General features: G+C 36.9%; 10 protein-coding genes. 7 read left to right on the top strand and 3 right to left on the bottom strand.

All coding sequences use genetic code 11. The features are described from left to right. The first annotated feature begins 121 nt into the window (after positions 1–121). Together ahpC and ahpF are read left to right on the top strand one after the other, a co-directional pair. Entirely contained in the window at positions 122–685 is a 564-nt protein-coding gene (ahpC, locus tag MHH87_RS06625; RefSeq protein WP_340748536.1) for an alkyl hydroperoxide reductase subunit C, read from the top strand. 15 nt (positions 686–700) lie between these two features. Further along, positions 701–2,230 (top strand): alkyl hydroperoxide reductase subunit F, encoded by a 1,530-nt coding sequence (gene ahpF / locus MHH87_RS06620; protein ID WP_340748535.1) that lies wholly within the window; start codon positions 701–703, stop codon positions 2,228–2,230. 320 nt (positions 2,231–2,550) lie between these two features. Here ahpF and MHH87_RS06615 read toward each other — a convergent pair whose 3' ends face one another. After that, entirely contained in the window at positions 2,551–3,153 is a 603-nt protein-coding gene (locus tag MHH87_RS06615) for a GNAT family N-acetyltransferase (protein WP_340748534.1), read from the bottom strand. Positions 3,154–3,399: 246 nt separating this feature from the next. Here MHH87_RS06615 and MHH87_RS06610 point away from each other — a divergent pair, with 246 nt between their 5' ends. The 4 genes from MHH87_RS06610 to MHH87_RS06595 all read left to right on the top strand — a co-directional run bounded on the left by MHH87_RS06610 (position 3,400) and on the right by MHH87_RS06595 (position 10,954). Continuing rightward, the gene (locus MHH87_RS06610) at positions 3,400–4,620 is read left to right on the top strand and encodes an ATP-grasp domain-containing protein (RefSeq protein ID WP_340748533.1); all 1,221 of its coding nucleotides are present in this window, start codon (positions 3,400–3,402) and stop codon (positions 4,618–4,620) included. Positions 4,621–4,635: 15 nt separating this feature from the next. Beyond that, a complete protein-coding gene (locus MHH87_RS06605) occupies positions 4,636–6,678 on the top strand; it encodes a hypothetical protein (protein ID WP_340748532.1) in 2,043 nt (680 codons plus the stop codon). Between the two features lie 754 nt (positions 6,679–7,432). Further along, on the top strand, positions 7,433–9,274 hold the full coding sequence (locus MHH87_RS06600; protein ID WP_340748531.1) for a hypothetical protein: 1,842 nt from the start codon (positions 7,433–7,435) through the stop codon (positions 9,272–9,274). A gap of 723 nt (positions 9,275–9,997) precedes the next feature. Continuing rightward, a complete protein-coding gene (locus MHH87_RS06595; RefSeq protein WP_340748530.1) occupies positions 9,998–10,954 on the top strand; it encodes a hypothetical protein in 957 nt (318 codons plus the stop codon). A gap of 458 nt (positions 10,955–11,412) precedes the next feature. Here the strand turns inward: MHH87_RS06595 and MHH87_RS06590 are convergent, their stop codons facing one another. Beyond that, positions 11,413–12,087, bottom strand: coding sequence for a peptidylprolyl isomerase (locus MHH87_RS06590; RefSeq protein ID WP_340748529.1), 675 nt, complete (start codon positions 12,085–12,087; stop codon positions 11,413–11,415). 767 nt (positions 12,088–12,854) lie between these two features. On the opposite strand from MHH87_RS06590, the gene MHH87_RS06585 reads away from it, so the two are divergent. Beyond that, positions 12,855–14,045, top strand: a complete 1,191-nt coding sequence (locus tag MHH87_RS06585) for an MFS transporter (protein WP_340748528.1) — start codon at positions 12,855–12,857, stop codon at positions 14,043–14,045. A 947-nt stretch (positions 14,046–14,992) separates the two neighbouring features. Here the strand turns inward: MHH87_RS06585 and MHH87_RS06580 are convergent. After that, positions 14,993–16,636, bottom strand: a complete 1,644-nt coding sequence (locus MHH87_RS06580; protein WP_445683083.1) for an amidohydrolase — start codon at positions 16,634–16,636, stop codon at positions 14,993–14,995. Between the last annotated feature and the right edge of the window lie 2 nt (positions 16,637–16,638).

Raw genomic sequence — 16,638 nt, 5'->3', positions numbered from 1 at the left:
AAAATGTATATTTTTTAAAAGTTAATACAGAATATTAATGGTCAACAGTATCCTACACTTAAATTACAGTTTTTTCTAGATAATAATAACAATCAACTAAATTTATGGAGGTATTTTAATTATGTCATTAATCGGAAAAGAAGTGCTACCATTTAAAGCACAAGCATACAGAGACGGTGAATTTATCGAAGTAACAGAACAAGATTTCAAAGGTCATTGGAGTGTTGTTTGCTTCTATCCAGCAGACTTTACTTTTGTTTGTCCAACCGAACTTGAAGACCTTCAAGATCAATATCCTGCACTGCAAGATTTAGGTGTTGAAGTCTTCTCATCTTCAAGAGATTCTCATTTTACACATAAAGCATGGCACGATTCATCAGAAGCGATCGGCAAAATTACTTACACGATGATTGGTGACCCTGCACACGTTCTTTCTCGCAACTTTGATGTGTTTATTGAAGAAGAAGGTGCTGCTGATCGTGGTACTTTCATCATTGACCCTGATGGCGTTATTCAAGCGATTGAAATTAATGCAGATGGTATTGGTCGTGATGCAAGTACGCTAATAAATAAAATTAAAGCAGCACAATATGTTCGCAACAATCCAGGTGAAGTTTGCCCAGCTAAATGGCAAGAAGGTAGCGAAACACTTAAGCCAAGCCTTGACCTTGTTGGTAAAATTTAAGGAGAGCGATATTAAATGGCACTTGATGCAGAAATTAAGTCTCAATTAAATCAGTACCTTCAACTGCTTGAAAACGATATCGTACTTCAAGTAAGTGCAGGTTCTGACAACGTTTCAGGTGAGATGCTAGCTTTAGTAGATGAGCTAGCTTCCCTTTCATCTAAAATTACAGTAGAAAAAGTAGAACTAGCAAGAACACCAAGCTTTAGTGTCAACCGTGTTGGTGAAGAAACAGGGATTACTTTTGCTGGTGTTCCACTTGGGCATGAATTTACTTCTTTAGTTTTAGCTCTACTCCAGGTGAGTGGACGAGCACCAAAAGTTGATCAAAGTATAATCAATCAAATTAAAAACATTGACGGTGAATATCACTTTGAAACGTATATTAGCTTAACTTGCCACAACTGTCCTGATGTTGTCCAAGCACTTAATATCATGAGTGTACTGAACCCTAACATTACACACACAATGATTGATGGTGCAGCATACAAAGAAGAAGTGGAGAGCAAAGATATATTAGCAGTACCGGCTGTTTACCTAAATGGTGAATCATTTGGAAATGGTCGAATGACAATTGAGGAGATTCTCGTCAAATTAGGTACTGGTCCTAACGTAGAAGAACTTTCCAGAAAAGAGCCTTACGATGTTCTTGTTATTGGTGGTGGTCCAGCTGGTTCAAGTGCTGCAATCTATTCAGCACGTAAAGGGATTCGCACAGGAATTGTAGCAGAAAGCTTTGGTGGCCAAATTTTAGACACGCTTACAATAGAAAACTTTATTAGTGTGAATTCTACAGAAGGTCCTAAACTTGCTCAAGCTCTTGAAGAGCATGTGAAAGAATACAATATTGACGTTATGAACCTACAGCGTGCGCAACGTTTAGAAAAGAAAGAGCTAATTGAGGTTGAATTAGAAAGTGGTGCTGTTCTTAAGAGTAAAGCAGTAATCATTTCAACTGGTGCTCGTTGGCGCAATATTAATGTTCCTGGTGAGCAAGAGTTCAAAAATAAAGGTGTCGCTTATTGTCCTCACTGTGATGGTCCATTATTTGAAGGAAAAGACGTTGCGGTAATTGGTGGAGGTAACTCTGGTATTGAGGCAGCGATTGACCTTGCAGGGATTGTGCATCATGTAACAGTTCTTGAATATAACTCTGAGTTAAAAGCTGATGATGTACTACAAAAACGTTTATACAGCCTTCCAAATGTCACGGTTTTAACAAACGCTCAAACAAAAGAAATTACTGGTACTGACAAAGTAAATGGTATTTCTTACGTAAATCGAGCGACAGGCGAAGAAAAACAGATCGCATTAGCTGGTGTATTTGTCCAAATCGGACTAGTTCCAAACACGGATTGGTTAGAAGGAACGCTTGAACGAAATGGTATTGGTGAAATCACCGTTGATAAGCGTGGAGCTACTACAATTCCTGGTGTATTTGCTGCTGGTGATTGTTCAGACAGTGCTTATAAGCAAATCATTATTTCTATGGGATCCGGTGCAACTGCAGCATTAAGCGCATTTGATTATCTAATTCGAAATTAGTTTTTCCAACATCATTGCATTAAAAAATCACTATTCTTTCTAAATAGAAAGGATAGTGATTTTTCCTTTAGGTTTTCAACTAAACCGTTTTCTGAATTAATTATGATAATGTGAAAATAAACAAGAGATAAACAGGTCGGAGCACAGTTATCACCTATTATTTCTGTATACACTCATTTTTACTAATTAAATATCGAAAACATAGTTGCCTTTAAGTTAACAGCTTCGTTCATCAGACTGTTTTATGCTTAAGAGCCAAACCTCAAATACTTATGATACGGTTCTCCGTTGCGGCTCTAGACAAGGCTTTATTTAGACACTTATTGGACATTTACTTTTTCTTTTAGCCAGAGCACTTCTGATGCTGGCTGAGGGTCACGGCCAAAGATTTCTTTTACTTTATATGCATGAACTTCACTATAAATTTCTTTCATGCAATCTAATACCCATTGTTCCGTTACACATTGTGGCGACCAGCAATGTATATCCATTTTATTGAGCTCATTTGTTACTAAATGAACTCTCTCATAACCAATATTATCCACAATTAAGAAACCATGTCGTTGATAAAAGCGAATTCTTTTTTCAGAATCCGGATCAATCTCCGAAATGGGCTCAACTTCTAATACAATTGCTTTTCCTTTACTTTTCAATTCATTCAAAACCACAGTTCCTACGCCTTTTCCCCGACTATTCCCCGAAACTAAAATATAATCTATGAATATATACTCTTGTTGCTCAAAGTAAACAACTAGATAATCCAAACCTTCCATCATTTTATAAGTTCCCTTTTTTTCTTTAAAAAGAACATCAAAATGCTTTTTAGACTTCATTTCTCGCTCTGGAAAATATTCTTTCAATCGTTCATACCAGTTTTTAACCGCGTATACTTCTTCAATTACACTCTCTTTTTGGATTACCAAATTGAATTACCCCTTTGACTGATTTTTTATTTTATCTAATAAGTCTGAAATTTGAGTTAATCATATCTTATCATTGGGATTATTAAATAATACATAGGATATAATGTAGCAATTATTCTATTTTTGGTATAATTCAGAATTATTTGTCGAAAGCATTTCATTTGCTATTTTTTTTAGTAAAATAAGATACGAATAGAACATTTTACTAGAAATAAAATAAATCAAGTGATAGGGAGAATCATGGCGATGAAAGAGAATCAAACCCAAACTACAGCATTACTTGGCTGGAGTCTACAAGCAATTGAAGCAATTGATAAAATGGGGCGTCCATTTGTCGTTGTTGGTCCAGCAGATTTTAAGGAGTTTGCTGAAAAAAATGGAATCGAATTAATCCCTTGGAATTTCGAAGTTCCAATCGAAAACTCAATCGAGCTTTATGAAAAATTAAAAGAACTAAATACAAAACTAACTGTCCCAATATATGAAGAAACTGTTGAATGGGCTGGCATGATTAATTCATTACTTTGGGAAAACCCTAAAATTTTTAATAAATCCCTACTGTTACGAGATAAAGGATTGATGAAACGTAGAGCACACTTAGCAGGTCTTCGAGTTGGTGTCTTTGAAGAAGCATTTAATAAAGAAGATATTGCCCGATTCTTCAAACGAATGAACCAATCATTAATAAAGTTAGATGGTGAGACTTACGAACCGATTCATGTGAAGCCATTTGATAAAGCTGGTACAGTTGGGCATCGAATGATTTCAAATCTAGATGACATAGTAGAAATTGACGATTCAGAATTCCCTCTTTTAATGGAAAGCCACTTAGAAGGCCAAGAATTTTCATGTGAGGCCTTTATCCATAATGGAAAAATAAAATTCTTGAATATCACGGAATATGTCAAGCTTGGGCACTCTAACTTTGTTCCCGCCTCTCCATCACTTGAACAATGGAGACCACAAATTAGAGAAGCGATTGAAACGCTTGTGAATGCTTTTGAAATTCAATACGGCATTATCCATCCTGAGTTTTTCATTAGCACTGATGGCATCTTATATTTCGGTGAGGTTGCTGCACGTATCCCAGGCGGTCATATTTTCGAGCATATTGAAAGAGTTTATGGGTTCAGTCCATATCAAGCACAAGTTCTTTGTAGTGATCCAGATACACTAGAAGAACAACTAGAAGCCTTTTTCCCTGACGAAATTGGTTCAGCAAAAGGGCATTCCGGCAACTTGATGGTTTATCCAAAAGTAAAATCTGTAACAAAATTAAACATTCCGACTGAACTGAAAGAACATCCATATTTCCTAAAACATGATATGTTCATCCCGATGACAGCCAAAGTCGCAGAACGAGTAGGATATGGTAACCATTATGGATCAATTACATTCTTCGGTGAAGATAGTCAAGAAATGCGAATTCTGCTAGAAAAATTTGAAAAACATAATTTCTACTTATAAGGAGTGAATTGAAGCATGAGTACTGTAACAAAAGAAAATGCAGCAAGTACTACACCTAGAAAAAAAACAGCAAGTACGACTTCTAGGAGAAAAAAGGTCAATAACCCATTTACCCTATTAGAAGAAAAATTTGAACCAGCTTTAAATATACTGGAACAGGCAAAGCCTTTCGCAAAAAGTCTTTATCAAACAAATGTTTACCAAATTGCGAATGAGTTAGCATCTACAAACGAAGGCATGGCCATTATTGAAAAATATGCACACCGATTTGACCTAGCCGGTGTGTTCCTCGGAGGAGAATGGGAAGACCCATCAAAATTACAACCTCCATTTGTAGGTGCTTCTTTACGAGTGAGAGGAATCTATTCCATTATCGAATTGTTGAGTGAAATGAGAATGCTTGCGATTGCAAAAGGAACCGCTAAACATGAGCGTTTAACTGAAGAAGATGCGAGTGCCTTTCTAAATGAAGTCCTAGCACTGAATCTTGATTTGTTGTCCCCTGTTGAAACAGAGGAAAATACGACTCCTCTAGAAGATCATATCATCCGTGCTCAAAATTTATTTACGTACCTTGGTCAGGAGCTTTCATTCAAAGCAGTTGCTGAGCAAATGGTTCAAGAGATTGACAGACTGACGGTTCAACGCCCTATTATTACTCGTAGAATTCTAGATATGATTCACATGTCACAACAATTATTGAATAGTGAGATTGACGAAAAAACAACAGGAGCTCTTGAAAAGTATGCACGTGCCACAGATGCTCCAACACCACTAAGCATAGATTCTGCTGATCAAAGAGAATACAAACTAAAATTAGAACAGGCAAATGAAGAAGAACTTTTGGCTGAGGCAAAAATATTTGCAGAATCGATGAAGGAAACCGGCCTTGTTTCACCTTTCCATGCCGTTCTTCTTCGTTTCCTTAACCGGAAAAATTACGATATTATTACAACATCACTCGCTTTAACAGAAACGGGAACTTCAAGTTTTAATACGAATCAAAAATTAATTCATGATATTATCCAGATTGCTATCTACCCTGAAACACGACAAGCAATATATGGACTTTCAAAGTTGCTTAATCGTGGCGTACTTAAAATAGATTCAGTTGTCCCTATCCTTCGTCAGTTATTTGAGCTGCCGATTCATGCACATGTACGTAAATCACTTTCACTATTTGTCAATGAACAGAGTGCAATAAGCATAAATGGCATTCTTATTGCTGGAGTCGTAAGTGTTCTCGGGCAACCACTTGGTGTTGGGCAAGGTCTAAACCCAATTTGTCAATCCGCGAGGGGCATTTCTCTTTGGGCACAATTTAATATGAGTCAGCTGTTGGAATTCATCATTCGTGCCGCACGCGACCATGATATTGTGATGACTTTTGAAAATGAAATCATTCATTCCAGCCTTCTTTTAGGTGGGGTTGCCGATGATATGAAACAAGATTTAGATCCAGTATCGATACTTCTTGTCCCCCACCTAGATAAAATTTATAACGAAATGATGATGCGAACACTTCTTCGAGGAGAGGATGGTCATAAGTGGGTGAACCGCGAATTTTATGGTGAGTGGATTCCAAGTGGTTTTAACAATGTACTGGATCAATATTCATTGGAAGTTACCAACTATTCCACTTTCGTGAAACTATTTTACGCAACCCACCATCCCGATTTTAATGAGGGATATGAGTTAATTTATCCAAATCCAGTCGGTATTTTTCTAACAAATGTACATGGAGAGCTCCTTGGTCTTCATGCCGTTTCGATTCATCGGATTGATAAAGATCCAAATGGTGCTACTAGAATTTATTTTTACAATCCTAATAACGACAGCACTCAAAATTGGGGCCAAGGCATTAAAGCCAGTGTGTCAGGCCTCGGTGAATTAGAGGGCGAATCCTCCCTACCGTTTCATGAATTTGTATCAAGAATGTATGCATACCACTATAATCCATACGAACAAGGTGACACGTATATGGTGGAAGACAGCCTTGTTGAAAAAGTGGAAGCATTGGCGAAGAACAGCTGGGGAAAAAATTATGTCTGGGCATAACGAAGTCGTTCTATTTTAATGCATTCGATATAAAAGAACCAAATTGATTCGGAGCGCATTGAAAAACTTATGTTTATAAAACAAATTGATTTTTCAAAATAAAAATCCGGCACTTTTTGTTCGATATTGAACAGGAAGTGTCGGTTTTCTTTTTCTATTCTTTCACTATTCCGGTCAGTAATTTCACAATCCGTTTCAGATTGGCCACGAATGAAGCTGTATCATATTTACAGTGATTGTTTAGTCAGTATTTTTCATTTCAATTTTATAGTGATTTCTCACGTGTTTTTTTTATACTTCGATTTCTTGCAAAAGGGATTGTTCGGCTTGTGCTGCCTTTCTAATAAACGACTAATTTTTTTGAAAAACGCGAATTGACGAATTCTAGATACAACTTATCAGTAAATAAATGCCAATGACGCATTTATTCTCAGCAATTACAAGTTGATTCGAGTGGAGGCGTCAACTTCTAGGGGATTAGCAAGCAACTTGAGTCCCTGGAATGAAGCCAACACGATGATGGTCTCAAAGGCGTTGCCATAGGACGTAGCGTACTTAGCCTTTGTTCCATAATTCATTAATTTTTTACTATTCGAGAAAATCAATTAATTTTAAATTTATTTATTTAATGGTAATTTTATTGAAGTTTTTAAATATTCTAACTATAACAACCTAACCACCGATTAGATGATGGTGTTTTAAAATGAAACATTTTTGTTAATTATATTTATAAAACTGAAAGGAGGACGAAAATATGGGACTTTTCCAATTATCTACAGAGAATTCATTTGAAAGAGCGTTTCAACAGTTATGGCATGCTTCTTCACAAAGTAAAAAATTATTTCAACAAACTGTATTTGATGCAGCATCCGCCCTTCTCAAAGAACCGAATGGATTGGAAAAACTTTATGTCTATGCTCATCTCTTTGATCAGGCTGGATTGTTTATAGGAAAACCATGGGAAAATGTACAGAAACTCAATCCTACTCTTGTTAGAGGTACACTGCATGATGGTAAGCAGGCAGTAGCAGAAATCTTGAGCAATCTAAGAGTTCTTGCCATTGCAAGAGGTCACTATGTACATCCAAATATGTATGCCTATGAAGCAACAGAATTTTTGACGATGGTATTGGCTTTAAATATCGATTTGCTCATCATGAAGGAAACCGAAGAAAATCGAGTAACCCTACTTTACAAGGATGAACAGGCTTCTGAAATTTTAAGATTTATTTCTGAACACTGTTTTTCGTCACGTGTTTATGAAAATCTCTATCAAGAGGTGGATAACCTCGCTGTTCAAAGGCCAATTGTCACGAATAAAATTATGAAGCTCATTGGGAGTGCAAAAAAATTAGCTGGTAGGTTGGAAGAATCGAACTCGAAGCTGATGCTTTATGAAAATGCCGTTTTTTCTCCATCAGATATGGCTAAAAGTACTGGGGGAGATTATGAATACGAACTAAAAAACGTAAGCGACTCAATTTTAATGAAGGAAGCTGAGCAGTTACGTTCATCTATGGAAAGAACTGGGCTTGTTTCACCCTTTCATGTAGTCTTCTTGCATTATATCAATAAAGAAAAACCAAACTTGCTCCAATACATTCTTGCTGTGGACGAAAAAGCAAAAGGAAATCTACAGTTAAGCCTTCCTTTTATTTCTTCTTTTATTTCTTCTTCAATTATGGTGAAAACGCGTAGAAGTATTTATGGTTTACTTCGTTTATTACAAAGAGATATATTTACGAGTGAACTGATAAAAGAACTAGAAGAGCTGATGAAGGTTCCTATCCATGAGCAGATTAAAACCAGACTTTCAACTCTTCAACAATACACCAATACACCTACTCCACGAGCTCTTATCGTGTCAGAAATGTTAAATATTTTAGGAACACCTTTAGGGATCGGGCAAGGGTTTAATCCTACGTGCCAATCCACAAGGGCAATCAGTTATTGGTCACAAAAAAAACCGGTGCTGTTATTAAAAATGTTTAATGAATTTTTGAGAACAGGAAGCATCTCAATTCCTTTTGAAGATAGAGTCATCTCTTCTGATATGCTTTCTCCTGTTCCGCTTGAAGATGAAATTAATATCGATCGGATATCCTTACTATTTGTTGCTCATCTGGATGCGATTTATTTCGAAATGTTAAAAGCAGCTGAAGGACGTGGGCAAGACCCTCATAAGTGGATTAACCCAGCTTTTCATATGATAGGAATTTGGTCAGGTTTTTCTGATATCTATAATGACTTAACGTTTCATGAAAGCTTCCGACGTTATTATCATCCAACAATGAACCCTAACGTTAATGCAGGGCTTCCTCAACCTGCTGGCATTACAATTTACAATCGTACCGGCCAGGTTCTTGGTGCTCACGCTGTCCTTATACAAAGAATCGATTCAGATCCATCTGGTACCATTCGTGTTTATTTTTACAATCCAAATAACGACAGTTTGCAAACTTGGGGAAACTCTATTCAAACAAGCGTTACGGGAAATGGAGAACTAGAAGGAGAATCTTCCCTTCCCTTCGAAGAATTTCTAACCTTCATCTATGCTTTTCACTTCCCAGAATATGATAGTAAGCATATGACATGATTATGCAATGTTTTGGGGATTTATTTCGCAACCTAGTGTTACGAATAAGTCCTCTCTATTGTTTATGAAGATTATTTATTCTTTCGTATTTCTAAACTCTCTATAAAACTAAGATAAAATTCTATGGAATATATAAAAAGATGACTGCTACCAAATTGAGTCATCTTTTTTAACGTAAGGATGCTAAAGTTCACTATTAGAACACGCAGTTTACTTTGTATCCTTTGTTTTTTATTTTTAACAAAAAAACCTCGATCTAGAAGAAACTAATTTTTATTAAGATGCCTCTTATAAAATAAACAGAAAAATTTCAGACGCATAATCAGCAACTGAATGGGGATTATATAGTTGAAATAGGTGAACATGTGGCTCAATATTGCCCCGAATAATCATTTAACTTTTATCTACGATTTCCGCGCCTTCTATTTCTTAGGGATTTTACATTCCTGCATCAATTATATGATCACCAAAAATCCAAATGTTACCTGATACTCAAGATTTAAAATTCCGCGCTATTACGTGGGGTTTGTAAACGGTAGTTCCGGTACCTTCTTTCCAACTTTAATTATTTTACCCCGCATTTCCCTATTTTCCAAACCGGCAATGCCATGTCACCCATTCTCTTTTCCATGTATTTGTTAACTCACTACTTCGTTACTGGTGAAAAAATTTTAAAAGAATAGCACCGCTCTTTCCAAAACTCAAATAGGAGGGTCCACACAGATGACACATAATCAACAAAACATCAGTTCCAGAAATGCATACGCCCGTTTCATGCTGGGCTCAATGATGACCGCATACGGTACTATCCAACTTATGCGGAATCCGAAAAGCAAACGTGGTCAAATGCTCGTCTTGTATGGTTCAATGAAAGCAGCGGAAGGCGCAACAAGATATTGTCCAAGAAAAGCGATGGGTTCCGCGATGTCGAGCAGTAACTTGTTGCAAAAAGTGATGAACGGAAACGCTTCTCTAGTTTCATTAGCTGGTGCAGGAGTAGCGATGAAAAGCGGAAATCAATCCGGACAAAGTGCTTCGAGTAGTAGCACTAATCAAACGGGAGGAACCATTTTCCAGATGGTAGAAAATATTTTGCAAATAGTAAATGGTGGAAATGCATCTCAAAGTACGAGTGATACACAAAACATGAGTGATGGCGGGGTTGGACAAAATGCTGCGGGGAACAACATTGCTCAGACGATTGAAAAGGTGGCCCAACAAATGTCCGGTGGAAATGCGGCTCAAACTATTGGTAACATCGCACAAACCGTAGTACCACAGGTTGGTAAAATTATGAATGACGTGGCGAGTATGACCGGATCACAAAATGCTACTGGAACGAATAATGGTGGAAAGCAATCGTCCGCATCGAGTGGCGCATCAAATGAGAATTCCACTACGAACGTAAATGCTAACGCGAATAATGCTAAAAATGGAAATTCAAGTGGCGGGAAAAAAGCTTCTTCAAATAGTGGGGGTACTAAAACAACTTCAGCTTCTAAAAATAGCGGGAACAAGCAAGATTCTTCTACGAATGGTGACAACAGCTTAAATGCAGGTGCAACAAAAACACCTCTAGACGGTACACCTAATAATGCTCATTTATCTAATATAGCTGCATCGGTATTAAACGCATCTTCAACAAACAACAACGCATCTCCACCCAATATTCTACAATAACGATTTAACATGCCACTGCAAACTGCAGTGGCATGTTTTTAATTCCTAATAAGAATCAGTGATATACTTAGTTCTAAAAGAATTCGGAATTGTACATGAAAATGGTACAACTTTATTGGGTACAGTTGAGTTTAGCTGTTGTTTCTAACTCTAGAGAGTACTTCATTTGACGTAAAGGAAATCCAACGTTTTATCGTAATAATGATGAGATTCCTTTTCACTCTGTTTTTTCTTAAAAATTAATTTCAACTATTCACCTTCATCATTGTTGGGAAAAGCTTATTTCGTTTGTTGTATATGAACATCAAGCAATTAGTCATCAGAAATGAGCTACATAGCAGTACTGTCATTAGAAAGACAAAACTCGCCCAAAATAGGGCGAGTTGATGTCCTTACTTAGAAAGGAATTGTATTCCTTAACAATTCCCTTATAACAAGTTATTGGATTGTTACATCCTCTATTTTTGTACTACTGGAGCAGGATAGTCAAAGCCCTTCGTATCCACTTCGACCTTTTTCATTTGCTGATCTTCTAACGGCTTATCTGCACCGTCTCTTTCAGCGGCAACAATAGCATCTACTGTTTCCATACCCTCAATTACTTTTCCAAAAGCAGCATAATCTCCGTCAAGATTTTGCGCTTCTTTTACCATAATAAAAAATTGTGATCCCGCAGAATTTGGATCTTGCGTCCGTGCCATTGAAATGACACCGCGTTCATGTTTCAGATTATTTTCAAAACCATTGTTAGAAAATTCACCTTCAATAGAATATCCTGGTCCACCTGAACCATTTCCTGAAGGATCTCCCCCTTGGATCATAAAATCAGGGATAACTCGATGAAAAATAAGGCCATCATAATAACCTTCTTCGACTAAGGAAACAAAATTTGCTACCGTATTAGGAGCAATAGAAGGATCTAGTTCAATGACGATTTTTTCATCATTGTTCATAGTAATCGTGACAATTGGATTTTCTTTCACAGTTGATGAATAATCCGTTTTTTCGTCCGATTCCTTTACCGTCTTATCCTCTGTTTGCCCAATTTCTTTTGATGTTCCACAACCCGTCAAAACAAAAGCTACCGCCATCAGGCTAAAGACAAAATAAAATACTTTATTGCGCGTGAACATATTCTTTTCAACTCCTCTATGTAATCAGTTATTAATTATATAACTATAAGATAGCTCACGACAACTCATTAAAATGTGAATTGCATGAAAACTTCCTCTTTCAAATTCAAAAAAATTGTACTTACTTATAATATAGTTCCGCATATCATATCTAAATCACATTTTTCACAATAGTTTATAAAAGCGACCTATATGTAAAATGGTGAAATTGACATACGACATAATTTTTATTTAGTGACATAAGATTGCAGTTATTTGCAGATAAGTCGTATGCCCATTTCACTAAATCTAAGAATACCTACTGCTACAAAGAGGGCACTGAAAAACCCCGAAACATTATTTTTTTATAATAATTTTATGCTTCTTCTTTATTTTTTCAGAAAGCATTGGTGCGGCGGCGCGAGACTCCTACGGGAAAAGCGGTACAGGTGAGACCCCGCAGGAGCGTAGCGACGAGGAGGCTCGCCACCGCCCGCGGAAAGCGAGTGCCAGAGCACTAATCATCTTTCACTATTTAGCAAATACTTATTAGAATTTTCAGTAGAAATTAACTTTTTCAGTGCCTTCGCTACAAATAGCCTTATCAACAGAAATGTGCTTTCTTAAATAGTTTGCTGCTAATTCCTGTTGTATTTTTGATCCCGGTAATCCATTAACCTCTATTTAATAAAAAAGTATTTTTCTCGCAAAAATATTTTATGGTATGATGTTTAGGTCGTTTATCTACAATGTGATACATTGACATTCATCTTAGAATAGAGGTATTTATGGACCCCACAAAATTATCTAAGCAACATTGGTTGCTCATCTTAACACTCTCTTTATTAACATTTGTTCTCGGGACAAGCGAATTTGTTATTGTCGGAATCTTAACAGATATTTCCTCGAGCCTTCATATAACAAATGCAAAAGCAGGCACACTCGTTTCTGCGTTTGCATTTACGTTTGCCATCGCCACACCACTAGTGATGTCAGCAACAAGTCATTTTCCAAAGCGTAAATGGATGTTGTTTTTGATAGGATCTTTCATCATACTGAATGCTTTGTGTGTAATCTCCACGAGCTACATCATGTTCCTTGCACTTCGAATTATGACAGCGATAGTAACAGGAGTATTAATCTCTCTAGCCATGATTGTTGCAAGTGAAACCATGCCGATTAAAAAACGCGGACTTGCTATATCATTCGTTTTCGGTGGTTTCACACTTGCAAATGTCGTTGGAGTGCCAATTGGTATTGTCATCGCCGAATCGTACGGCTGGAATGCCACTTTCATGTTAACTACTTTCCTAGGAGGATTGGCGTTTTTGGCATCCTTTTTTGTCTTGCCTAATAGACTCAGCCAAATACGCAGTTCGATACGTGATCAGTTTTCTTTAATGACCAATCCAAGAATTTTGATGGCTTTTTTCATTCCTGCTCTCGGATTTGGCGCAACTTATACCGTCTTTACGTACCTTGTTCCTATCTTGAAGGGAATGGAAGTACCAAATCATTCGATTAGTTTAGTCTTATTTGGGTACGGATTTATCTCGATTTTCAGCAACATCCTTGCCGGTAAAATTGCCAGCCACAATGCTATCGGTCGCCTCCGGTTTGTTTTTCTCGTTCAGGCAGTTGTTCTGACAAGTCTGTTTTGGACTACAAATCATTTTATTTTAGGACTGGTAAACATTGGCCTGATGTCGTTAATGGCCATCCTATTAACAACATCTACTCAGCTTTATTTAATAGACCTCGCCGGAATTTATCAGCCAAAAGCAACAGGGCTCGCTGCTTCACTTATGCCAGTGGCAAGCAACGTAGGTATCGCTTTTGGTTCTGCATTAGGCGGAATTGTATACCATCAAGAGAATTTAATAAATGTAACATGGGTCGGTGGGATAGTTGCAGTCTGTGCAGCTCTGCTAACTTTCTTTAGTCATTTTTTAGATCAAAAACAAAAGAAATTAGCATAAGAGGGAAGCAACAAACGCTTGGCATGCTTCCCTATGGTATTTCCAGGAGAACCAAAACCTTTCTATGCCATAATTAATCATATTTCAGTAATCCCTTTATATGAAATTGAAAAAAAGAAGTATCAAGAACGTTTAGTTGTTCTTTGATACTTCTTTAATACATACCGCTTACTATGATTGGGTTTCACTTTTATATCCATATTTACAATCATATACATTTTTAACTAATATTCTTTATTACTTTCAAAGTTATTCTTATTTTTATTTAGAATCATCATAGTTTTTATTTACATATTGAAACGGTTACCCGTTGCAATAATATCGCCACCTTTCATGACAATGACTAAACTTGCATTTTTTTGGTTGATAAACGGTGTGCGATCACAAAGGAAGTTTCCCCGATAGCTATTTCATCCATCGCTTTTTGGTGAATTGCGCCCCATTTAACGGACAATTTAATAAAAAGCGATTTAGCGGTCTAAGCTGCGATGAGATGGTTCCTGTATTCTGCTGGAGCCCTCTTTTTAGATTCCATTGCTTGCGTGAAGTATTGTAATACTCCATTTTCATGAGAGCTTTGTGCAGGGCCTTTCCCGGCTATATTTTCTTCGACTGCTTTAATTTTAAATTCTGCTGTCTATTGAATGGCAAGATCAGACACTGTTGCCACGTTTGGATTTAATTCTAGTTGTCGAATCTGTTGTTCGTTAAAGATAATTTTACTCTTGAGTATCATCAGTTCCTAATTGTTAAATGATAGTATAACGGGATTTTGCCTTTTAAAAACACAAAAATCCCCGAATAGGTCCACTTTTTTTAAAGTGTCCACTATTCGGGGTTCAGTTCATAGTACGGTTCACCGTGATAATATAATAGGCACAAATCACGGAATTTTTGTACATAAAAACTGGAGTATAGGAGTATTCCGCATGCCATAATTTAATAATCTATACTCGATTTAGTTCCACAAAATTTTCTTTATAATAGATAATTTCCCCATCGATCATAGTTGTTTCTACTTTTATATCTTTAATTTGGTTTGGGCTGACATTTAAAATGCTGTTATTAAGGATAACTAAATCAGCTAACTTCCCAACCTCTATGCTCCCTTTTATATCTTCTTCAAAACTCGCATAAGCACCGTTCCATGTGTATAGTTTAATAGCCTCCATAACACTTACGGATTGACTGGAACCAATATCCATACCCGACTGGCTTTTTCTATTAACAGCAACATGAATTCCTAATAAAGGGTTAATTTCAGTAACTGGCGCATCGGATCCACCTGCTGCTATGATCCCCTGATCAATAAAATCACGGACAGCGTACATATGTTGAACGCGATCACCGTAATGCCTAACATAAATCTCTCCGAATTCATACGGAAATGGAGGATTTGGAATCGGTATAATATTAAGTTTTTTCATTCTTTCTTGTAAATCCGGCGATGAGATTCCCGCATGCTCAATCCGATGTCGATGGTTTTTTCTTGGTGATTCCTCCATCGCCTTTTCTACACAATTTAAATACATTTCAATGGCTTTATCACCTTGTGCATGTACAGTGAGTTGATATCCTTTTTTATGTGCTTCTCCTAAAACTCGGTAAATTTCTTCCTCACTTTTATAAAGAATGCCATAATTGTTTGGGTCACTGTCGTATGGCTCACGGGTCGCAATGGTAGGTCCCGTGCTACTCCCATCTGTAAACATTTTTGCCGGTCCTACTTTAAATCTTTCATCTCCTGTACCAGTTACCACACCAGCTTCTACCATTTTATGAACAAATTCTTGGGAGTTATTTATCTGACATATCATTGCGTATACTCTGACACGAATATCCCTGCTTTTCACAGCCAGTTGCAGTATGCGAAAACTATCAGAACCTTGTCCTCCAGCCTCATGTACACTTGTTAAGCCCGAAGCAATGAAATGATCTGATGCAATTTTTACAGCCTGTCTTTGTTCATCTTCTGAATAACTTGCAACCTCGTGCATTTCCATATTTGCTGCTTCAATTAATCTTCCTGTTAATCTTCCTTCTAGATCTCTTTCAATAATCCCACCAGCAGGATCTGGTGTATTCTCGTTTATTTGCGCTAGTTCCAGTCCTTTACTATTTAAGACACTTATATGGTTACAAGTGCGTGATATCATAATAGGATGTTCTACTGAAATTGCATCCAGTTCAGCGATTGTTGGATACCGCATTTCCTTTACAACAGTTTCATTAAATCCAACAGCCCGTATCCATTCACCCTTAGGCGTTTCTAAGGATTTCTTTTTCAAAACATCTAATAAAATCTCAATGGAATCGATATGTTCAGCTTTACAATTTATCGCCAGCTGATTCAACCCATAAAACGTTAGGTGAATATGAGAATCTATGAATCCTGGAAGAAGTGTTTTTCCTTGCAAATCGATGACATTCGTTTTTCCTCCTATGAAACTACTAACCTCATGATTTAACCCAACAAAGACGATGCGATTATCTTTAACAGCTACAGCCTCTGTTACAGTATTCTTTTGATCTACTGTGATAACTTCTCCATTTACAAATACAATTTCAGCTTCCACTTTTATTACTTCCATGG

It is taken from the genome of Solibacillus sp. FSL H8-0538 (genome assembly GCF_038003525.1).
Classification (GTDB): Bacteria; Bacillota; Bacilli; order Bacillales_A; family Planococcaceae; genus JBBOPI01.
The sequence above is the reverse complement of the archived record's forward strand: the minus strand, read 5'-3'. Positions and strand labels throughout refer to the sequence as shown.